This window comes from Reyranella sp. GW821-FHT14A01, from assembly GCF_058803965.1.
This window is the reverse complement of record NZ_JBXAPM010000033.1, coordinates 1-20,880: the sequence shown is the minus strand read 5'-3', so window position 1 is coordinate 20,880 and position 20,880 is coordinate 1. Positions and strand designations below refer to the sequence as shown.

The window sequence follows — 20,880 nt, the reverse complement described above, 5'->3', positions numbered from 1 at the left end:
AAATCGCCAACTTGGGGGAATATACACACCACCACTGGTGCGGTGCAACCAGACGCCCGGCCCCGCTCCGACTCGCCCGGAACGTGTGACCCTAACGCCACAGTGCAGGTTATCGGGGCTTCAAGGCGCCTTCGAGGGACGTTCCTGCCCCTGCAGGCCCGGAACTAGATGTAGTAGGTCCACCGGCCGGTCCGCGCTCCACCGGAATGGGCACGCGGAAGCCCAGCACGCCTCCGCCGGTCTCACCGCGGCCGTAGGGCGTGGGCCCCTTTAGAGGACCTTGGACCTCGGTCCTATCGACGAACTTTTCCGCCAGATCGGGATGCGGCAAAGGCACGTCCGGGTTGGATGCACCCGGCGCGAGCATCTTTCCCACGATCTCGGCGGCGGTCGCCTGTGGCTCCGCCGGCTTGACGCCCGGCAGCGGCTTCTTGGCCTGGGCGAGCTGGAGCGGCCGCAGCCCCTCCGCGGCGGTCGCTTCGCCGCGAGGACCAGCCACAAGCGATGGTGGGGCCTCCAGCGCGATCCGAAGATTCTGGTTTAACGTCTCAGCGTAAGTGAGATTCGCCAATAGCGCGGCGATCGCCCCGGCGAAGCCGCCGACGGCGCGTCTGAAGACTGAATTTGTCATTTCACGATGCAGATAGTCAGCGTCGTCCGGCTTTTCACCGCGGCATTTTGGACGGTAAATCGCCATTCACGAATGACGAAGGAGATTGCCTTGGGCCAGTACAGCAAAGTCGAGACCGACGGCCGCCTGATGATCGTCACGATCAACCGGCCGGAGGTCTATAATGCCTGCCATCCCATGGCGAACCAGGAGCTGGTCGAGGCTTTTGACGAGTTCCAGACCAATCCCGAACTCTGGGTCGCCATCATCACCGGCGCTGGCGACAAGGCCTTCTGCGCCGGCAACGACCTCAAGTACCACGCCGAGATCCAGGCCAAGACCGGCAAGCGCCCGGTCCATCCGGCCAAGGGCTTCGGCGGCCTCGCCAACCGCTTCGACCTCGACAAGCCGGTGATCGCCGCGGTCAACGGCATCGCCATGGGCGGCGGCTTCGAGATCGCGCTGGCCTGCGACATCATCATCGCCTCCGACCAGGCCAAGTTCGCCCTGCCCGAGCCGCGCGTGGGCCTGGCCGCCGGTGCCGGCGGCATGCAGCGCCTCAGCCGCATGATCCCGCTCAAGAAGGCAATGGGCATGATGCTCACGGGCCGCCACGTGCCGGCCAAGGAAGGCTACGATCTCGGCTTCGTCACCGAGGTGGTGCCCCATGCCGAGCTGATGGCGTCGGCCAGGAAGTGGGCTGCCCAGATCCTCGAATGCTCGCCCATGTCGGTGCGCGCGACCAAGCAGGTCGTCATGCGCTCGCTCGACCAGCCGTCGCTCGAGATCGGCATGCGCAACCAGACCTACCCCGCCTTCGTCGCCATGGCGAACAGCGAGGACACGGTCGAGGGCCCGAAGGCCTTCGCCGAGAAGCGCAAGCCCAACTGGAAGGGTCGCTGAACCTTTCAGTTTAAACGCACCTGGCCTTCACGGCACCTTACCTGTTGCCGTAGGCCGGGTGTGCATTTCCGCACTCGGCACTATCCGGACCCGGTCGAACGGGATTGCACTCCCTCTCGTACCAATTCGACACTTGAAAAGCATGCGGCTCGTCGAGGGCGCGGCGCCGCCATTTGCCGATGACGACCCGCGCGCAAAGGTTCTGAGGCTCAACAATCCCCGACCGTGGCGTCACAATGGGTTTCATTCCGCCCACCGCCTCAACAGTGATGTTGCGAACGGGAATTCCCCATTCTACGAACATTGTCTTGATCGCTTCACCGCGCGCTTGAGATGCGCCCATGGGATCAAGTTCAGCGGGATCCGCATGAGCCTCGATGGCAATATCGGCGTCCACCGCAACAGCAAATCTCGCCAGCTTCTCGAGTGTCGCGATGTTGATGGCGCCCATCGAAGGGGGCGCTACGTCTGCCCGGAAGCAGACGCCTCCGCGCGATGGCGGTATCCAAGGATAGCTTGCGCGCAATTCCACCGACACCGCGATCAACCCAGTGATCGCGGCCAAAGTGCACTTCAGAAAGCGCACCCTCACCGGCCCTTGAACTTTGCCTTCCGCTTTTCGAGGAAGGCGCTCAGCCCCTCGAAATGGTCCTCGGTCGCGGCGCAGGCGGCCAGGCCCTCGGCCTCGCGGTGGGAATGCTCGTCCCATGAATTGTCGAACGAGTTGCGGATCAGCTTCTTGGCGACGCCCAGCGCATAGGTCGGACCGTCGGCCAGCTTGCGCGCCATCTTCTCGGTCTCGGCCGCGAGCTGATCCTTCGGCACGACCCAGTTCAGGATGTTGTTCGCCTTGGCTTCCTCGGCCGTGAACCGCTCGCCCAGAAGCGCGATCTCCAGCGCCTTCCGCTCGCCCACGACCCTCGGCAGGAAGTAGGTTGCGCCGCCGTCGGCACTGAGGCCGATGTGACGGTACGCGAGCGTGAAGAACGAATCGTCGGAAGCGATGGCCAGGTCGCAGTTCAGGATCAGCGACAGGCCGAAGCCCGCGGCGGCGCCCTGCACCGAGGCCAGCACCGGCTTGTTCATGCGGCGGATCTGGTAGATCGCCTGATGCGCCTTGACCACGCGCATCTCGAAGCCCGCGAGATGGGCCTCCTTGTCCTCGGTCAACGACTTGTGGAAGCCGCGGATGTCGCCGCCCGCCATGAAGTGCGTGCCGGCGCCGCGGATCACGACACAGCGCACGGCGGGATCCTTCTCGAACTTCGCGCTGTGCTCGACCAGCAGGTCGCGCATCTCCATCGACAGCGCGTTCAGCGACTCGGGACGGTTGAGCGTCAGCCAGCCGATACCGTCTTTGACTTCGGCGAGAACGTGCGGTGCGGACATGGGGCGGTTTCCTCGGGCGTTTATTGGGCAACGCCCCGAAGTTAGCCCGTCGCGCGGTGTGGGGCGAAAAGAATGATACCGGCGCCAATCAGGCAGACGATGGCGCCAGTGATGTCCCAGCGATCGGGCCGCGTGCCTTCGACGGCCCACAGCCAGACGAGCGTCGCAGCGATGTAGACGCCGCCATAGGCTGCATAGGCACGACCCGCGGCATCGGAGTCGATGAAGGTCAGCGCCCAGGCGAATAGCAGGAGGGCCACAGCACCCGGCACGGTCCACCAGACCGAAGCCCCCAGCCGCAGCCACGCCCAGAAGGCAAAGCAGCCGGCGATCTCGAGGAACGCCGCTGCCGTGTAGGCGAGGACCGACTTCAGAAGGCGTCGGCCGGGAGGGCCATCAGGGTCGAGGCGCCGGCCTTGATCTGATGGTTGAGCGACACGGTCTGCGGCAGCACCCGCGCCATGAAGAAGCGCGCGGTCGCGAGCTTGGTCTCGTAGAAGCCGTTGTCGTTGCCCGCCGCCAGTCCCTTGTGGGCGGCGACGACGATGCGGTTCCACATGAAGGCCATGGCGGTCAGCGCCATCAGGCGCAGCAGGTCGCTCGCCGCGCCGCCCGCCTCGTCCGGGTTCTTCATGGCGTTCTGCAGCAGGAACAGCGCGGAGTCCTGCACGCGGCCCAGCGCCTTCTCGAGCGGCTCGACGAACTCCTTCATCTTGTCGTCGCCCTTGTGCTTGGCGACGAACGAGGAGATCTCGCCCAGCAGGCGCTGCGCGGCCGCCCCGCCCTTCATCGGCAGCTTGCGGCCGACCAGGTCGAGCGCCTGGATGCCGTTGGTGCCTTCGTAGAGCTGGGTGATGCGGGCGTCGCGCACGAGCTGCTCGACGCCGTTCTCGCGGATGTAGCCGTGGCCGCCATAAGTCTGCACCGCGAGGTTGGCGCACTCGCTGCCCATGTCGGTGAAGTAGGCCTTGATGATCGGTGTCAGCATCTGGATGAGGTCGTCGGCCGCGGCGCGCGTGTCGGCGTCGGGATGCGAATGCGCCTCGTCGATCAGCATGCCGACCCACAGCGACAGCGCGCGGGCGCCCTCGGTGAACGACTTCTGGATCATCAGCATGCGGCGCACGTCGGGGTGCACGATGATGGGATCGGCCGGGCCATTGGCATTCTTCGGCCCGGTCAGCGAGCGGCCCTGCAGGCGGTCGCGCGCATAGGCGACGGCACTCTGGAAGGCCGTCTCGGCAATGCCGAGGCCTTGCATGCCGACGCCGAGACGGGCGGCGTTCATCATCACGAACATCGCCGGCATGCCGCGGTTCAGCTCGCCGACCAGCCAGCCCTTGGCGCCGTCGAGGTTCATCACGCAGGTCGCGTTGGCCTTGATGCCCATCTTGTGCTCGACCGCGCCGCATCGGATGCCGTTGCGCTCGCCGATGCTGTTGTCTGCCTTGGGCAAGAACTTGGGCACGAGGAAGAGCGAGATGCCCTTGGTGCCGCCCGGTGCATCCGGCAGGCGCGCCAGCACGAGGTGCAGGATGTTCTCGGCGAGATCGTGCTCGCCCGCGGAGATGAAGATCTTGGTGCCGGTGATCGAGTAGCTGCCGTCGGCCTGCGGCTCGGCCTTGGTGCGCAGCATGCCGAGATCGGTGCCGCAATGGGGCTCGGTGAGGCACATCGTGCCCGTCCAGGTGCCGTCGGTGAGCTTGGGCAGGAACTTCTTCTTGAGCTCGTCCGAGCCGTGACGCGACAGCGCCTCGTAGGCGCCATGGCTGAGCCCCGGATACATCGCGAAGGCCTGGTTCGAGGCGGTGAACATTTCCTGAAGCGCGAAGCCCACCGTCGCCGGCAGGCCCTGGCCGCCGAACTCGGGATCGCAGGTCACGGCCGTCCAGCCGCCTTCGGCGAACTGCTTGTAGGCTTCCTTGAAGCCCTTCGGCGTGCGCACGACGCCGTTCTCGTAGTGGCAGCCCTCCTCGTCGCCGGTGCGGTTCAGCGGGAACAGCACGTTCTCGCAGAGCTTGGCGGCTTCCTCGACGATGGCGTGGATCGTGTCCGGCGTCGCATCCTCGTAGCCCGGCAGCTTGGCCAGGCTCGACACGTCGAGCACTTCGTTGAGAACGAACTGGATGTCCTTGATCGGGGCCTTGTAGACGGCCATGGCTTCCTCCTCGGTCGAAGTTTCTTAGTCGCTTTCCGGATCGACGCCGCGCTGCTTCAGCTCGGCACTCACTTGTGACTCGACGTCCTTGAATTCACCGATGTGCTGATCGAGGTCTGCGCGCTTGCGCTCCAGATCGGCGATGTGAAGCTGGCAGCGGCGCAGCAGCTCCCGCATTTGCTGCAGGCCGGTGCGGTCGACCTGGTAGAGGTCGAGCAGCTCGCGGATCTCGGCGAGCGAGAAGCCCAACCGCTTGCCGCGCAGGATCCAGCCCAGCCGCGTGCGGTCGCCGGCCGTGTAGAGACGCGTCGTACCCTGCCGGCGCGGCTTGATCAGCCCCTCATCCTCGTAGAAGCGGATCGTGCGCGGCGTGATCGCGAACTCGCGCGACAGTTCGGCGATGCTGTAGATGCGCTGCGTGTCGCGCAGCGCTGGCGTCCTGGCCGATGAAGTGGCGGCAACGGGCATGATGGCAAAGTGGTAGTTGACGTTTACGTAAACGTCAATACGGCTTTACGTAAACGGAAGGCAAGTGCCTATGGCTGTGGACGGCAGGGTGGCATCAGCGGCGGATGCCCCGGCGGTTCAGGACGACCTATTCCGGCCATCCGTATTGAGGCCTCCACCTTCGCAAGTTCCTGAGGATCGAGCGTCCTGGAGAGTTCGACGGCTTTGGCAAAGGCATCGTCGTAGGCTGCTGCATTCAGCTTCCCACGAAGATCCAATGGCTCCCGATTGCTTTCGGTATTCGACTCGCGACTCCGGCTGACCTGCCCGGCCAGTGAGATCGCCCTGAGTGGCTGTCCAATAGCGAGCGCGAACCATTTGAGGGCCTCGATCTGATCGGCGGGGACGCCATCGCCGCGCAAATACGCAAGGCCCAGCTGGTACTGCGCGAGGCCGAAATTCCTTTGCGCCGATGCACGGTAATGGACGAGCGCCTTGGCGATATCCGCGGGAACGCCCTTTCCATGCTCGTACATCATGCCCAGCGAATAGTCCGAATAGGGCGAATATTTCCTGGAGGCCGCTTCAAACCAAAAACGCGCCGCATCGTCGTTCTGCGGCGTCCCCAGCCCTTCGGCGAAAATGGTGCCGAGATACTCCGCGGCAAGGCAGTTGCCGAAACGCGAGCGGTCCCACCTGTCGAGACGACAAGAGCCACGGAGCATAACGGGCGCCGACCTGAGGAACCATGTGCGCGCCTCCGCATAGTCGCGGGGCACGGCCTGGCCGCGTGCATAGAGCACTCCCAGCCAGGTCTCCGCCTCGGGGGAGCCAAAGCGTGCCGCCTTTTGCAGCCACTGGACACCCTCCGCGGAATCCGGCGACTGCGCACCGCTCCTCGGCAGGTGGACGTCGGCGAGCCGCAGCATCGCTTCAACGACGAGATTGTCCGCCGCCCGCCTATACCAGCGCAGGGCTTCGTCGGTGTCTTTATTTGCGTCGTAGAGCTCGGCCAGCCTGAGTTGCGCTTTCGCGGCGGGTTGGCTGCCACCCGGTCTGTCGGCCGCAGCACGAAGCCAGCCGATCGCCTCGTCCTTTTGCTCCTTAGTCAGCCGGCAATAGTTCAGAATTTCCATCGCCAGGGAATATTGCGCCCCAGGATCGTTTTCGCCTGCGGCTTTTCTCAGCACTTGCAGGTCATCGGCCCCGTTGTTGGCGTGACCGGCAGTCACCGACAGGACAAGGCAAATCAAACTGAGCGATAGCCGGAGCATGCGAGCGATCATGATAAATCCATCATCTGTCTCTGCCCGATGCGTTCAGCACACCTCGCAGAGCGGCCTGCACGTTGGCAAGACGATACGCCGGAAGTGGTGTAGATGAGAAGCCGATCCTCACAGGAAGTGTTCGACATGGCCATCTATCAGCTCAACGACCGCGTGCCGGTGATCCCGGCCTCCTGCTACATCGCGGAAGGCGTCACCATCATCGGGTCGGTCGTCCTGGGCGAGCGCGTGAACATCTGGTTCGGCGCCGTGCTGCGCGGCGACAACGAGCCGATCGTGATCGGCGACGACAGCAACATCCAGGAACTGAGCGTCCTGCACACCGATCCCGGCGCACCGCTCACCATCGGCCGGAACGTGACGGTCGGCCACCAGGTGATGCTGCACGGCTGCACGATCGGCGACGGCTCGCTGATCGGCATCCAGTCGGTCGTGCTCAACCGTTCGGTGATCGGCAAGGACTGCCTGGTCGGCGCCGGCTCCGTCGTCACCGAAGGCAAGACCTTTCCCGACCGCTCGATGATCCTCGGCGCGCCGGCCAAGGTCGTGCGCGAGTTGAGCGAGGAGAACGCCTCGCGGTTGGCAATGAGCGCGGAGAGCTACGTGAAGCGCGGCCAGAACTACAAGGCGAACCTGAAGCGCATCGGCTGACGCCGTGATCGCGTCGCTCGACCATCTCGTCATCGGCGGCTCGGCCGGCGTCTATGAGACGCTGCTGGGACGACGCGCAACGGACGGCCGGCTGCGGACCGGCAATGTCGGGCTGCGCTTCGAGGATGGCGCGCCGGGCCTGCACGCGATGGTGTTCGCGACGGCCGATCTCGACAAGGAAGCGACCCTGCTCGAACGGCGCGCGGTCCCGGTCACGCGGGCGAACCATGCACTCACGCTGAGCGGTCACGGCGTCGCGATCGGACTTCAGCCCGTGGCGGAGGAAGCCCCCTCGCCCCTCGCCGTCGATGAAGCGGCTGCGGTCGCGAGCCTCGACCATGTCGTGGTACGCACGCCCAACCCCGAGCGCGCGATCGCCTTCTATGCCGGCCGCCTCGGCCTCGACCTCCGGCTCGACCGCAGCAATCCCAAGTGGGGGGCCCGGCTGCTCTTCTTCCGCTGCGGCGACCTCGTGATCGAGATCGCACACGATCTGAAGAAGGGTGTGTCGGACGAACCCGACCGTCTCTGGGGGCTTTCGTGGCGCGTGCCCGACATCGCAGCCACGCAGGCACGGCTGACGGCGGCCGGCCTCGACGTCTCCGAGCCGCGCGACGGACGCCGGCCGGGCAGCCAGGTCGCCACCGTGAAGAACGGCACCGAAGGCGTACCGACGATCCTGATCGGCGGCGTCGGACGCTGGTAGGGAGACGCTGGTAAACTGCGACATGCGCCCCCTCCTCGCGATCCTGCTTCTCGTCCTCGCCGCCGCCTGTACGCAGCAACCGACCAGCAAGCCGATCGTGCAGGCGAAGGATCTGCCGCCGCTCGGTCCCTGCCCCGCTGCGTCCTGGAAGCCCGAGGCGCCGCCGCCTTCGTCGAGTGCCAGGACCTCGATGGTGCTGCTGGCGGTCGGCGAATGGGGCCGCTTCGGCAAGCAGGTCATCACCTATTCCAACGACGCGCCGCCCCGGACCGAGCAGCTCGGCATCAAGGAGCGCGAGGCCCCGCAGCGCATCGCCGACTACTGGGCTTCCGTCGGCAACAGGCTGAGTGGCCTGAACGACGTCCCATGGTCGGCGGCTTTCATCTCCTGGGACATCGAGAGCGCCGGCGTGCCGCGCGATCTCTTCTGCCCCGACCAGCGCCACACGATCTATGTCGAGCGCATCGTCGAACGCGCGAAGACACCGGGCGCCGTGTTTATCCCACACCCGCCGGACGGATATGCGCCGAGGGTCGGCGACCTGATCTGCGCCTCGCGCGAGGGCAGCGGCACGACGCTGCAAAACCTGAATCGCGGAGCAGGACATTGCGACATCGTGGTCGACGTGCGGCCCGGTCAGGTGTTTGCCATCGGCGGCAATGTAGGCGACTCCGTTACCCGTAGCGTCTTTCCACTGGACGCCAACGGGATTTTGTCGCCCTTATCCGGCCGATCATTCTTCGCCGTCATCGAAAACAGGCTGCCCTGAAGGAAGGACCATGTCTTCGCTCTACGACTACATCATCGTCGGTGCCGGCTCGGCCGGCTGCGCCCTGGCCGCACGGCTGGCCTTCGAACGGCCCAAGCTGCGCATCCTGGTGCTCGAGGCCGGCGGTCCCGACAAGTCGTTCATGCTGAAGATGCCCGCCGGCTTCGCAGCGCTGGGCGAGAACTCCCCCTACAACTGGCGCTATCAGACGACGCCTCAGAAGCACTGCAACGACCGCTCCATGTACTGGCCGCGCGGCAAGACGCTGGGCGGCTCCTCGGCGATCAACGCCATGCTCTACGTGCGCGGCCACGCCTGGGACTACGATCACTGGCGCCAGCTCGGCAACGAGGGCTGGTCCTACGAGGACGTACTGCCCTACTTCAAGAAGGGCGAGAACAACGAGCGCGGCGCCGACGCCTTCCACGGTACCGGCGGGGCGCTGAACGTCGCCGACCAGGCCGATCCCAACAAGCTGAACGAAGCGTTCCTGAAGGCCGCCGAGCAGGCCGGCCACAAGCGCAATAAGGACTTCAACGGCGCCGAGCAGGACGGCGTCGGCTTCTATCAGGTGACGCAAAAGAACAAGGAGCGCTGGAGCGCCGCGAGCGCCTATCTGCGGCCGGCCGTCGCCAACAGCGGCGCGCACCTGATCGTCGTCACCGGGGCGCTGGTCGAACGCATCATCTTCGACGAGAAACGCGCCATGGGCGTGCGCTACACGCTGAACGGCCGCGACGAGGTCGCCCGCGTCACGCGCGAGATCATCCTGTGCGGCGGCGTCGTCAACTCCCCCCAACTCATGATGCTGTCGGGCATCGGCCCGGCCGACCATCTGAGTTCGATGGGCATCCGGCCGATCCACGACCTGCCCGGCGTCGGCAGCAACCTGCAGGACCATCTCGACGCGTCTCTGCTGCAGTTCTGCAGGACACGCGACACCTACGATCGCGCCAACAAGCTGGCGTCGCTCTATCAGTATGTCGTGAACAAGAAGGGCCCTGGCACCTCGCCGATCGCCGAGTCGGGCGGCTTCCTGCGGACGCGCCCGGGCCTCTCCGCGCCCGACATCCAGCTCCATTTCCTGCCGGCGCTGGTCATCGACCACGGCCGCACGCGCCTGAACAAGGACGGCTACAGCCTGCATGTCTGCGCGCTGCGCCCCGAGAGCCGCGGCACGATCCGGCTGCGCAGCAAGGACCCCAAGGAATATCCGCTGATCGACCCGAACTATCTCAGCGAACGGCAGGATCTCGACACGCTGATCGCCGGCGTGAAGATGGGACGCGACATCCTCGCCCAGTCGGGCCTCGATCCCTACCGCGCCGACGAACTGGCGCCGGGCGCCGCCGTGAAGACCGACGCGGAGATCGAGCAGTGGATCCGCGCCAAGTGCGAGACGATCTATCACCCGGTCGGCACCTGCAAGATGGGCCCGGCCAGCGATCCGATGGCGGTGGTCGACGACAAGCTGCTGGTGCACGGCGTCGACGGGCTGCGCGTGGTCGATGCTTCGGTGATGCCGACCCTGATCGGCGGCAACACCAACGCGCCCAGCATGATGCTGGCCGAGCGCACCGCCGCGATCATGCACGCGGCGGGAATGACGAACTGACCGGATACGGGCCGGGGCGCAGAAGCTGCCCCGCCCGTCCTTGCCGGCTCAGGCGAGCGCGATCTTCATGACGAGATCGTTGTAGTCGAAGTCGCTGCCCTGGCTGGCGAGCAGGTCCTCGAAGCCGAACATATTCTGGCCGTAGGTGCGGATGTGATCCTGCCCATCGGCATTGGCGGTGCCGATGACGAAGACGTTGCCGCTCTCGGTGGCGAGCACCGGCGCGTAGTAGCCCGTGCCCTTGGAGACGACCCAGTCGTCCGACGCGGTGAAGTTGCCGCGTCCGCCGGACACCGCGAAGTTCGGATCCCAGTTCTGCTGCACCGCCGCGCGGAAAGCGTCGGTGTTGCCGTAGGCGACACCGCCGACGCTCCACTCGCCGGTCGTCGAATTGACGTCGATCTTCACGAAATGGATCGTGTTGAGGTTCCAGGCGCTGCCGGCCACGTCGACCTCAACGGTCGAGCCTTGCGTAAGATAGACCCAGGCCTGGTCGTCCTGCTGCTGGCTCTGCGCGAGCTGCGCCGCCGCCGATAGCGTATTGTCGACGGTCGCCGACAGGTTGAGCGTTCCGTATGTACCGCTGACGTTGACGGCGAGCGAGCTGCTGCCCGTCACGACCACACCGGGAATCTGCTGGATGGTGTTGTCGCCGGTCTGGATCGCGAAGTGGAGTTGCTGCCCCACCGGCAGGTAGACCGACTGCGTGCCCTGCCCCATGACCGTGCCGTTGTCGAACGCCACTGAGCCGATGCGCGCCAGCACCGAGGCTTCGAGCGACGCGCCGACCTGCCCATCGCGGCCGATCAGATCGCCGTTCGCGTCGGTCGCATAGACCAGCAGCGTGCCGTTCGGCAGGCTCGAGTTCCCGGTCTGCAAAGTGATCCAGTTGCCGGCCGCCCCACCGCTGGTCCCGTCGAGCGCGATGTAGCTACTGGCGCTCTGGAAATCGAGGGTGTCCAGGTCGACCGTGAAAGTCAGTTGGCTGCTCTGGATTCCAGCCTGATGCGCCGTGCCATTCCCCAGGAATTCCGTCAGCACGGCAGTATAGGTGCCGCTGCTGAACGACGACGCGGATGTCGTCCACTTGCCGTCGATATCCGCCACGGCCGTGATCGGCACGTGGGCCGACAGGCCGGCCCCCGACAGGAAGGAGATCTGGGCGGTGTTCAGCGCGCCGATCTTGTTGGTGAAGTTGGCGATCACGCCGCCCTGGCCGTTCATCGCATTGTAGTTCAGCCACGACTGGTCCGAGGCGTACCAGCCGAACGCGAGGGAGCCGTCGGTCACGTCGGTGAGATCGGCGTTGGGCGTGCCCAAGGTGGTGGAGCCGCCCCAGTTGCTGAAGGTCGAGCCCGAAACGGTGCCCAGCACCGGCGCCTCCGGCTGCAGCCATACGCCGGGATTGGCCTGCATGATGGTGAGGTCGGTGATCAGTTCCAGCAGTCGCGGGTCCATCGACAGGGTGTTGCCGTTGAACATGTTGAACGAGAGGCCGCCAGTGCCGGTCAGGTACTGGTCCGACACGTCCGTCCCGGTGTAGGAGGCCAGGCCATCGATGGCGATGCTGCCGGCCTGGTTGACGCCGGTCGCGACATAGTTGGGATTGAGGATTCCCGATCCGGCCAGCCCGGTCATGTAGATGTTGTAGGTGCGACTGATGGGGTTGTGATCAATCTTTTCGGAGAAGACGAGCTGGTACCAGTTGATGCCTGTCGCGTAGGGCAGGTCGTTGATCGTGAGACCGGTGCCGGTCGGCGCCGCATCGCCGCCGGCCGTCAAGGACTTGGTCGCCGCGTCGTAGATCCACTGCTGATAGAGTGTCTCCTTCGACGTATCGAAATCGACGTACTCGAACTTGTAGTCGCCTGCCGTACCGCCGGTGAAGAAGCCCAGGCTGACCTTCAGATCGGTCGCCGGCCGCATCTGGCCCAATCCCAGTGCGAACTGGACATCGACCGTGTCGGTCGAGCCCAACGCATTCACGAACGGGCCGGGGCTCGTATTGTAGATTTCGGTGGGCGTATAGAGCTGATGGTCCGGCAAGGTGGTGCCCGACGGCGCCGTCTCGTTGTCGTCGTAGAGGGTCAGGGTGATGTTCGTGACGTCGAGGCCGGCCACGACGCCCGATCCGCCGCCCGTGGTCGAGGCAGATGCGCTGGTCGCCGCCTGGACCGTGTAGCTGTTGCCGGTGACGCTCTGGATGACGAAGGCAGCCTTGCCCGGGTCGGTTGGTATATTGAGGCTGGGGGGCAGCGCCATGTTGATGCCGCCGACGGTTCCCGCACCGGCGAATGTCACCAGGTCGCCCACCTGGTAGCCGTAGGTGCCGGCATTGGGGTCGGTGACCGTGACGATATCCGACCCCGCCACCGTCGTGAACGGGTTGGCGCCGAGCGGAACGGCATAGGCGGTCGGGATCAGCGGACCGCCCTGCTGGAACAGGCTCATGAGGGCGTCCGAGTAGCCGTTGCCGTACGAGTTCGTGTGGGAAAAGAAGATTTCCGCGTACTTGTCGTAAGGCACGCCCGCGCCGTACTTCGCGACATCCCATGTCCAAGGCGTCATCGTGCTGGCGCCAAACGCGTAGCTGGGATCGAAATTCCAGTTCTGGCTGAGCTCGACGCTCGCCGGGCCGCCGCTCCACTGGTTCGGCAGGTTTCCGGTGCCGCCCATGTAGCCGCCGACATAGCCGGTCAGCAGCTTGACGAAGAAGGCGCCCCACTGCGTGTTGAAGCCGGTGTTCAGGTCGGTCGTCGCGGTGCCGACATTGTCGACGAGGGTCGAGAATTCGTAGGCCGTTCCGTCAGGGCTGTAGATTTGCGCGACGCCAAGGGTCGAATAGATGCTGTTCGCAAGATCCTGCGTGTCGATCTTGATGGTGCCCTTGACCTGGCTGTTGGCTTCCGGCGTGAAGACATAGGTGCCGGCCTCGGGGCGAACGTAGGTCGGCGCGACCGTGGCGCCGCCTCCCGTGCCCGCCTGGGCGGCGGTGGAAATGCCGACCTCGTACTGCGTGGGGCTGAGCACCTTGGTGATGGTGAAGGTCGTGCCGTTGAGATATCCGGCCGTGAAGCCCGCGAAGGCCTCCGCGCCGGTGAACGTCACCTCGACTCCTTCGGCAGCATATTCAGCCGCCGTCGGATCGGTCACCGTGAAGAACATGTCGCCGGCATTGGCCGAGAACGGATTGTCGCCGAGCGGCACCGCGGTGACGACGCTGCTTCCGCCACCGGTGGTCGTCTCGTTCGCCTGCGTGGCCTGGATGACGAACTGGTAGGTGTTGTCGTCGATGACGTTGCTGACGACGTAGGTCGAATTGAGTTCGGCCGCGGAGAAGCCTGCGAAGGCCGCGACGTTCTCGAACGACACGTAGGTCTGGCCGGGGACGTACCGGCTGGCGTTGGGATCGGTGACCGTGATGGCACTGCTATGCAATTCCACCGAAAAGGGATTCGCGCCCAGCGTCGACGAGGCGCTGTAGACCGTCGCCGGCTGCTTCTCGTAGGTCAGCGAGTACGAATAGAAGCCGCCATTGTGCCATTCCGAGTAGGCGACATTGGTCTGCCCGATGACATAGTCCACGGTGCCGGCGCCATTGTACTGGCCAGCGATCATGACCTTGCTGGCCATCTGGTTGCCGATCGATTCGACATAGGCATTCCAGTCGGAGGCAGAAACGCCACCCGGTCCGCCGGGGGCCAACGCCGTCGTCGGCGCGGCCGCCAGGCGCGGCTGACCCGCCAACGGGCCGTACTCGAAGGTCTGAACCAGCCCGTCGCCGGTCGTGAAGGCGTCTTCAATGTCGCTGAAGACCGTGCTGCCGTTGACCTGATAGCCGCGCGTCTGCGTGACGGCGCCGTTCGGATAGGAGATGTCGACGGACATCGGGATGCCGAAGACGTTGACGTCCGTCAGGTTGCCGGCATCCGCGGCGGCACCCAGCAGGGAGAGCTCGAAACTGTCGTAGCGAAATTGATTCGTGTCGGCGACGTCCCAGCTGATGTCCGACTCCTCCGAGATGACGCCGCCTGCTCCAAACGTGAGAGCGGGCGGAGAGTCGGGATTGCTCGGATCGATGCTCTGGATGAGCAGGTAGACCTTGCCTCCATCATAGGGATTGGGAAGCGCGATCTGCGTCGACGCCGCGGGGTTGTTCCCGCCCTGCACCGCCAGCGCCTGGGAGACGACGTCACCGGTATCGGTGAAATAGACGGCCCAGATGCCAACCTGTCCGTTGGTCGTGCTCGAGAGCGTGTTCTGCAGCGTCTGGCTAAGCGCGATCGTAAGATTGGTCGACATGCGGAATCCTGAACATGAAGGGCCGATATAGCGGCCGCGATCCTTGTTCAGAGCTTGCGCAAATTCAAATTAAGTATTTTCCAATTTTGCTCAGCCGCGCTTCTCGACGACGAGCAGCCAGGGCCGGCCCGAGACGTTCATCAGCCGACCGCGCGAGTCGACCGGGAAGAGGCTCATCGCCACGCTGTCCTTCACGTTGCCGCCGATCGCGTGGACGTAGCCGCCGCGCACATCCGTAACGATATCGCAATGAGCCGCCGTGTTGTCGATGCGGCGGTGCGCGGTGCGTGGGTCGGCATAGCGCCAGGTCGGGCCGGCCGAGCCGGAGCAGACGAGGTCGCCGGGCTTCGGCGAATATTCGTTCGGGGCATGGAGCAGAAACGGCGCGCTGCGCGACGCGCGTTCGCGATCGTAGAGCGAGGCGAGGTAGCTGCCGTGGCGGCCGTCGCGCGGGAACTGGGAGGCGCTGTAGCCCGACTGGACCATCACCCAGGTGACGAAGGCGCCCGACCAAGGCTTGTCCGAGGTGCCGTTCCACTGTGGCCGGCCGCAGGCGCCCCAATAGTCGCCGACGCGGCTGTTGAGCGGCTCGCTGCGCTCGGTCATGCCATGTCGGTTGGTGTAGCCGTTGGCCTGCCCGCCATAGACGACGGTGGCGCGGCCGAACTTGGACCATTCCTTCCAGGCCGTGTAGGCGACCTTGTCGCTGGGCGGGTTGTCGGAAGGGCCCGATCCGCCGCCACCGCATCCGGCCAGGGCGAGAGCAAGGGCGAAGACGAGCAGAAGAGTTGCTGGCAGCCGCTGACCGATCGCAGGCAAGATCGGAATGGGCGGCTGCCAGCAAACACGAAAGTCGACATCGAGGGGGTCAACTTCACGCATAACTTACAGTTTTAATAATAAATTCTTGTTATTATTGAACATAGTTTTATCACGGATCGCGTCCGATGTCTCTTAAGAATTTGGATGAAGTTCGCCGCCTGGAGCGCCTCGCCTTTCGGGGCTGGCCCGCTCTCGACAGCCGGGACATCGGCGGCTGGCGCCTGCGCCTGTCCGGCGGATACACAAAAAGAGCGAATTCTATCAATGCTCTAGGGCCGTATTTCTCAACTGATATCGAAGCCTTGGAGGCCCCTTACCGCGAGCGGGGCCAGACGCCGGTCTGGCGCCTGACGCCCCTCGCCCCACCGGAAACGGAGGCGCTGCTGGCCGAGCGTGGATACCGGGCCATCGAGCGCAGCCTGCTGCAGGTCTGCCCGCTGCACGACCGCTTCCAGCCCGATCCGGCGGTCGTCATTTCGCCGACTCCCAGCCCCGCCTGGCTCGAGGCCTTCGCGACCCACAGTCCGGTGAAGCCCGAGCATCGCGAGACCATGCAGCGGATGCTGCATTCCATCGCCCAGCCGGCCGGCTTCGCCTTCGTGCGGCACGAAGGCCGGCCGATGGCCATGGCGATCGGCGCGGTCGAGGGCGATCACATGGGTCTGTTCGACGTGCTGGTGATGCAAGAGGCGCGCCGGCAGGGCCTGGCGCGGAGGGTCACCGAGAGCCTCTACGCCTGGGCGTGGGGACAGGGCGCGCGCTTCGCCTATCTCCAGGTCGTCGCGACCAACGCGGCAGCGATGCCGCTCTACGCGGCACAGGGATTCCGCACGGTCTACGCCTACGAGTACCGGGTTCCGCCAGCTCCATGACTCTTTGTTGACCCCCGTGTTGACCCTCGTGCTTCCGCCCTCGCATAGTTGCTGAAGGGAGGAACCAAAAAATGTCGAACTATCCGTGGGAGAAAAGCTATCCGCCGGGCGTGAAGTGGGAACTCGACGTCCCGAAGATGACGATCCACCAGAGCTTCGAGGAGAGCTGCGCCAAGTACGGCGACCGGCCCTTCACCGACTTCCTCGACAAGGTGATGACGTTCCGCGACTACAAGCAGGCCTCCGACCGTGCCGCCGCCGGCTTCCAGAAGCTCGGCGTGAAGCCGGGCGTGAATGTCGGCCTCTACCTGCCCAACACGCCGCACTACATCATCGCTTTCTTCGGCGTGCTGAAGGCCGGCGGCCGCGTGGTGAACTACTCGCCGCTCGACGCCGCGCGCGAACTCGAATTCAAGATCGGCGACTCCGAGACCGACATCCTGGTGACGCTCGACGTCGCCGCGCTCTATCCGAAGATGGCCGCGATGCGCGGCAAGACACGGCTCAAGAAGCTGATCGTGGGCTCGATCGCCGACTACCTGCCGTGGCCCAAGAACTGGCTCTATCCGATCGCCAAGAAGAAGGACCTGTCGGCCTGGCCGCGCGACGACTGGCACATGTCGTTCAAGGACCTGCTGGCCAATGACGGCGCCTATGCGGCCTACCAGCCGGCGAGCGAGAACCTGTGGGACGAGGTGGCGCTGCTGCAATACACCGGCGGCACGACCGGCCTGCCCAAGGCCGCGATGCTGACGCATGGCTGCGTGATGGCGGCGATGAGCCAGGGCCAGGCCTGGACGACGCCCTACACCACACCCGGCACCGAGAAGGTCGTATGCGTGCTGCCGCTGTTCCACATCTATGCGCTCTCGGGAATCATGCTGGGCGCGGTGCGCAACGGCAACCAGCTCATCCTCTATCCGCGGCCCGACATCGACATGATCGTCACCGATCTCGCGAAGAAGAAGCCGACCTTCCTGCCCGGCGTGCCGACGCTCTATACCGCGATCAACAAGCATCCCAAGGCGCAGGGGCTCGATCTCAGTTCGCTGAAGATCTGCATGTCGGGCGGCGCGCCGCTGCCCGTCGAGGTGCAGCAGAGCTTCGAGAAGCTGACCGGCGCCACCCTGATCGAGGGCTACGGCCTCACCGAGACCTCGCCGACCGGCGCGATCTGCCCGGTCGACAAGAGCGTGCGCCGTATCGGTTCCTGCGGCGTGCCGATGCCGGGCACCGTGATCGAGATCCGCGACATGGAGCATGGCGACAAGGTGCTACCGACCGGCAAGGAGCATGTCGGCGAGGTCTGCATCATCGGCCCGCAGGTCATGAAGGGCTATTGGAAGAAGCCGGAGGAGACCGAGAAGGTCCTGTTCCGCCATCCGTCGAGCAACTGGATGGGCCTGCGCACCGGCGACATGGGCTACATGGACGAGGACGGCTGGCTCTACCTGGTCGACCGCTCCAAGGACCTCATCATCTCCTCGGGCTACAACGTCTATCCGCGCATGATCGAGGAGGCCGTCTACGAGCACCCGGCGGTCGACGAGGTGATCGTGATCGGCATCCCCGATCCCTATCGCCAGGAAGCACCCAAGGTCTTCGTCAAGCTGAAGCCCGGCGCGTCCCTCACCTTCGAGGAGCTGAAGAAGCATCTCGAGGGCAAGATCGGCAAGCACGAGATGCCGGTCGCCCTGGAGATCCGCCCCGAGCTGCCCAAGACCCCGGTCGGCAAGCTCTCCAAGAAGGAACTCAAGGAGGAAGAGCGGGCCAAGGCGCAGTCGAAGGCGGCCTAAACGAAGTCATACCTCCCCCGCCAAACGGGGGAGGTGGCCCGAAGGGCCGGAGGGGGAGAGCCCCAGACGCGCTCTTCGTGGCACAATGTGATCATGCACCTCGTCCGTAGCCTTCCCCCTCCGCCCCCTCCGGGGGCACCTCCCCCGTCTGACGGGGGAGGAAGATGAAGCGGCGTGCGCTCTTCGTCGGCGGCACAGGCCTCGTGCTGACGGGCTGCTTCGACCGGCCCTGCCATGAGCGCAATCCGGCGCAGAAGGCGTTCCTCGACGGGTTGCAGGAGCTGGCCAAGCCGGCGCTGGCCTCCAACAATCCGCTGCGGGTCGAGGAAGCGGCCCGCCAGTCCGTGGCCCTTGCCGACAAGGTCGGCGCGTTCAGCGACTGGTGCGGCACGCTGACCAAGATCGAGGGCAATGCCCAGACCGTGGCGGTCACGATCGACATCGGCCGCCAGGTTTCGCTCTACGCGTTCAACGACTGGGCGCTGGCCTTTGCAGGCACTGTGACCGACTTTTTCTCCACACGATCGCGTGCCACGCCGCCGCCGGGTCTTTCCGAACCGGCCATTGCGGCGCTAAAAACCCTGCGGCTTGGCGAAAGGGTGACGATCTCCGGGCGGATGGGCGAGATCGCGGGCTCCGGCGTGTTCGATCTCTCCCGCCTGTTCGGCAAGAGCGCCGTGGAGCATCGCCAGTTCCTGCAGACGCCGCGCTTCGTGGCGCGCATCGAGGCCCTCCAGGCTTCGAAGAAGTAGAAAGGATTTCGAGGTGCCGTCTTTTTCGTATGAGTTCCCCTACGCGTCCAAGAAACTGCCGGTCTTCGCCTCGAACATGGTGGCCTCGTCGCAGCATCTCGCGTCCACCGCCGGCCTGCGCATGCTGGCCAAGGGCGGCAACGCCGTCGACGCCGCGATCGCGGCCGCCATCGCCATCACGGTCGTCGAGCCGACGATGAACGGCATCGGTGCCGACGCCTTCTGCATCCTGTGGGACGGCCAGAAGCTGGTGGGCCTCAATGCCCACGGGCATTCGCCGGCGCTGATGACGCCCAAGCAGTATGAAGGCCAGGCCAACATGCCCAACGTCGGCTGGGGCAGCGTCACCACGCCGGGCGCCGTGTCGCTCTGGATGGAACTGCACAAGCGCTACGGCAAGCTGCCCTTCGCCGACCTGTTCGAGCCGGGCATCAAGTACGCCCATGACGGCTTCCGCGTTTCCTACATGGTGGCGCGCCAGTGGGAGAGCGCCATCGACCGGCTGAAGGGCCAGGAGAGCTGGGTGAAGGCGTTCCTGCCGAACGGCCGCGCACCCAAGCCGGGCGAGCTCTGGAAGTTCCCCGACCAGGCCAGGACGCTGACCAAGATCGCCGAGAGCAAGGGCGAGGCCTTCTATCACGGCGAACTCGCCGACATGATGGACAAGTACGCGAAGGAAACCGGCGGCGCGCTGCGCAAGGAAGACCTGGCCGAGCACAAGCCGGACTGGGTCGATCCGATCGGCCTCACCTATCGCGGCACGACGCTGCACGAGATCCCGCCGTCGGGCCAGGGCATCGCCGCCTGCATGGCGTTGGGCATCCTCGAGAACTTCGAGCTGGCCGGCCGCGATCCGGACGGCCCTGAAGTGGCGCATCTGCGCATCGAGGCGATGAAGCTCGCCTTCGCCGACATCTATCGCTACGTCGCCGATCCGCGTCACATGGAAGTGACGCCGGCGCAGATGCTCGACAAGGGCTACCTCAAGAGCCGCGCCAAGCTGATCGATCCGAAGAAGGCGCAGGATTTCGGTCCCGGCACGCCCAAGGAGAGCGGCACGATCTATCTCGGCACCGCCGACGAGTCCGGCATGATGGTGTCGCTGATCCAGTCGAACTACACGGGCTTCGGCTCCGGCGTCGTGGTCCCCGGCACCGGCATCGCGCTCCAGAACCGCGCCACCGGCTTCGTCACCAAGAAGGGCCATCCCAACGAGGTCGGCCCCAAGAAGCGGCCGTTCCACACGATCATCCCCGCCTTCATCACCAAGGACGGAAAGCCGGTCGCGACCTTCGGCCTGATGGGCGGCGCGATGCAGCCGCAGGGCCACATGCAGGTCTTCTCGCGCATCGTCGACTACGGCCAGAACCCGCAGGCCGCCATCGACGCCGCTCGCTGGCGGGTGCACGAGACCGACGGCACGGTCTGGACCGAGGACCACTTCCCCGCCGCTACCGCGACCGGCCTCGAGGAGCGCGGCCACAAGATCACCCGCACCGGCTGGCCGAGCTTCGCCTTCGGCTCCAGCCAGATCATCTGGCGCTTCCCCGACGGCGGCCCCTACCTCGGCGCCTCCGAAAGCCGCCGCGACGGCGCGGCGGTCGGCTTCTAGTTGTTTCAAACTTCTTCCCCTTTGCGGGCTCCGCAAAGGGGAAGTGCCCTCGTCTTACGAGGGCGATGGGGTCATGACCCCTCCGTCGCGTATGACGCGCCACCTCCCCAGATTGTTTGGGCCGGGGAGATGGTGAACACCTGTTCGGAGACATGGTGAACACATTTCAGATTAGCCTGGCTTATCGATG

The 20,880-nt window shown here is 65.2% G+C and carries 18 protein-coding genes; 9 read left to right on the top strand and 9 right to left on the bottom strand.

The features are described 5' to 3' along the window. Positions 1 to 109: 109 nt before the first annotated feature. Complete coding sequence (locus tag AC1ROX_RS31320; RefSeq protein WP_493132814.1) at positions 110 to 697, bottom strand: hypothetical protein; 588 nt, start codon at positions 695 to 697, stop codon at positions 110 to 112. Between the two features lie 6 nt (positions 698 to 703). Between AC1ROX_RS31320 and AC1ROX_RS31315 the strand changes: the two genes are divergently transcribed. Then, positions 704 to 1,513 carry an enoyl-CoA hydratase-related protein gene (locus AC1ROX_RS31315; RefSeq protein ID WP_493132812.1) on the top strand — a complete coding sequence of 270 codons (810 nt, stop codon included), beginning with the start codon at positions 704 to 706 and terminating at the stop codon, positions 1,511 to 1,513. Between the two features lie 37 nt (positions 1,514 to 1,550). Here AC1ROX_RS31315 and AC1ROX_RS31310 read toward each other — a convergent pair whose 3' ends face one another. The 6 genes from AC1ROX_RS31310 to AC1ROX_RS31285 all read right to left on the bottom strand — a co-directional run bounded on the left by AC1ROX_RS31310 (position 1,551) and on the right by AC1ROX_RS31285 (position 6,793). Further along, entirely contained in the window at positions 1,551 to 1,964 is a 414-nt protein-coding gene (locus AC1ROX_RS31310) for an OmpA family protein (protein WP_493132810.1), read from the bottom strand. 137 nt (positions 1,965 to 2,101) lie between these two features. Next, positions 2,102 to 2,902, bottom strand: a complete 801-nt coding sequence (locus tag AC1ROX_RS31305; protein WP_493132809.1) for an enoyl-CoA hydratase/isomerase family protein — start codon at positions 2,900 to 2,902, stop codon at positions 2,102 to 2,104. A gap of 41 nt (positions 2,903 to 2,943) precedes the next feature. After that, a complete protein-coding gene (locus AC1ROX_RS31300; protein ID WP_493132843.1) occupies positions 2,944 to 3,276 on the bottom strand; it encodes a YnfA family protein in 333 nt (110 codons plus the stop codon). Then, the gene (locus tag AC1ROX_RS31295; protein WP_493132807.1) at positions 3,273 to 5,060 is read right to left on the bottom strand and encodes an acyl-CoA dehydrogenase C-terminal domain-containing protein; all 1,788 of its coding nucleotides are present in this window, start codon (positions 5,058 to 5,060) and stop codon (positions 3,273 to 3,275) included. The genes AC1ROX_RS31300 and AC1ROX_RS31295 overlap by 4 nt, the downstream gene beginning before the upstream one ends. A 24-nt stretch (positions 5,061 to 5,084) precedes the next feature. Continuing rightward, positions 5,085 to 5,528 carry a MerR family transcriptional regulator gene (locus AC1ROX_RS31290; RefSeq protein WP_493132805.1) on the bottom strand — a complete coding sequence of 148 codons (444 nt, stop codon included), beginning with the start codon at positions 5,526 to 5,528 and terminating at the stop codon, positions 5,085 to 5,087. Positions 5,529 to 5,596: 68 nt separating this feature from the next. Beyond that, positions 5,597 to 6,793: a tetratricopeptide repeat protein gene (locus tag AC1ROX_RS31285; RefSeq protein WP_493132803.1), complete on the bottom strand. Its 1,197-nt coding sequence runs from the start codon at positions 6,791 to 6,793 to the stop codon at positions 5,597 to 5,599. 126 nt (positions 6,794 to 6,919) lie between these two features. On the opposite strand from AC1ROX_RS31285, the gene AC1ROX_RS31280 reads away from it, so the two are divergent. Genes AC1ROX_RS31280 through AC1ROX_RS31265 form a run of 4 tightly spaced genes read left to right on the top strand, consistent with a single transcriptional unit; the run spans position 6,920 to position 10,534 of the window. Further along, on the top strand, positions 6,920 to 7,444 hold the full coding sequence (locus AC1ROX_RS31280) for a gamma carbonic anhydrase family protein (protein WP_493132841.1): 525 nt from the start codon (positions 6,920 to 6,922) through the stop codon (positions 7,442 to 7,444). 4 nt (positions 7,445 to 7,448) lie between these two features. Continuing rightward, a complete protein-coding gene (locus AC1ROX_RS31275; RefSeq protein WP_493132802.1) occupies positions 7,449 to 8,150 on the top strand; it encodes a VOC family protein in 702 nt (233 codons plus the stop codon). A gap of 22 nt (positions 8,151 to 8,172) precedes the next feature. Beyond that, positions 8,173 to 8,919, top strand: coding sequence for a DUF2272 domain-containing protein (locus AC1ROX_RS31270; RefSeq protein WP_493132800.1), 747 nt, complete (start codon positions 8,173 to 8,175; stop codon positions 8,917 to 8,919). A 10-nt stretch (positions 8,920 to 8,929) separates the two neighbouring features. Further along, positions 8,930 to 10,534, top strand: coding sequence for a GMC family oxidoreductase (locus AC1ROX_RS31265; protein WP_493132798.1), 1,605 nt, complete (start codon positions 8,930 to 8,932; stop codon positions 10,532 to 10,534). A 48-nt stretch (positions 10,535 to 10,582) separates the two neighbouring features. Here the strand turns inward: AC1ROX_RS31265 and AC1ROX_RS31260 are convergent, their stop codons facing one another. Together AC1ROX_RS31260 and AC1ROX_RS31255 are read right to left on the bottom strand one after the other, a co-directional pair. Beyond that, positions 10,583 to 14,836: a hypothetical protein gene (locus tag AC1ROX_RS31260; RefSeq protein WP_493132795.1), complete on the bottom strand. Its 4,254-nt coding sequence runs from the start codon at positions 14,834 to 14,836 to the stop codon at positions 10,583 to 10,585. Between the two features lie 90 nt (positions 14,837 to 14,926). After that, on the bottom strand, positions 14,927 to 15,655 hold the full coding sequence (locus AC1ROX_RS31255; protein WP_493132793.1) for a DUF2272 domain-containing protein: 729 nt from the start codon (positions 15,653 to 15,655) through the stop codon (positions 14,927 to 14,929). A 128-nt stretch (positions 15,656 to 15,783) separates the two neighbouring features. On the opposite strand from AC1ROX_RS31255, the gene AC1ROX_RS31250 reads away from it, so the two are divergent. From AC1ROX_RS31250 to AC1ROX_RS31235, 4 genes are all read left to right on the top strand, one after another. Beyond that, complete coding sequence (locus AC1ROX_RS31250; RefSeq protein ID WP_493132791.1) at positions 15,784 to 16,530, top strand: GNAT family N-acetyltransferase; 747 nt, start codon at positions 15,784 to 15,786, stop codon at positions 16,528 to 16,530. A gap of 71 nt (positions 16,531 to 16,601) precedes the next feature. Then, the gene (locus tag AC1ROX_RS31245; RefSeq protein WP_493132789.1) at positions 16,602 to 18,326 is read left to right on the top strand and encodes a long-chain-fatty-acid--CoA ligase; all 1,725 of its coding nucleotides are present in this window, start codon (positions 16,602 to 16,604) and stop codon (positions 18,324 to 18,326) included. A gap of 164 nt (positions 18,327 to 18,490) precedes the next feature. Further along, on the top strand, positions 18,491 to 19,078 hold the full coding sequence (locus tag AC1ROX_RS31240) for a hypothetical protein (RefSeq protein ID WP_493132787.1): 588 nt from the start codon (positions 18,491 to 18,493) through the stop codon (positions 19,076 to 19,078). A gap of 13 nt (positions 19,079 to 19,091) precedes the next feature. Next, entirely contained in the window at positions 19,092 to 20,690 is a 1,599-nt protein-coding gene (locus tag AC1ROX_RS31235; RefSeq protein WP_493132786.1) for a gamma-glutamyltransferase family protein, read from the top strand. The last annotated feature ends 190 nt before the right edge of the window (positions 20,691 to 20,880 follow it).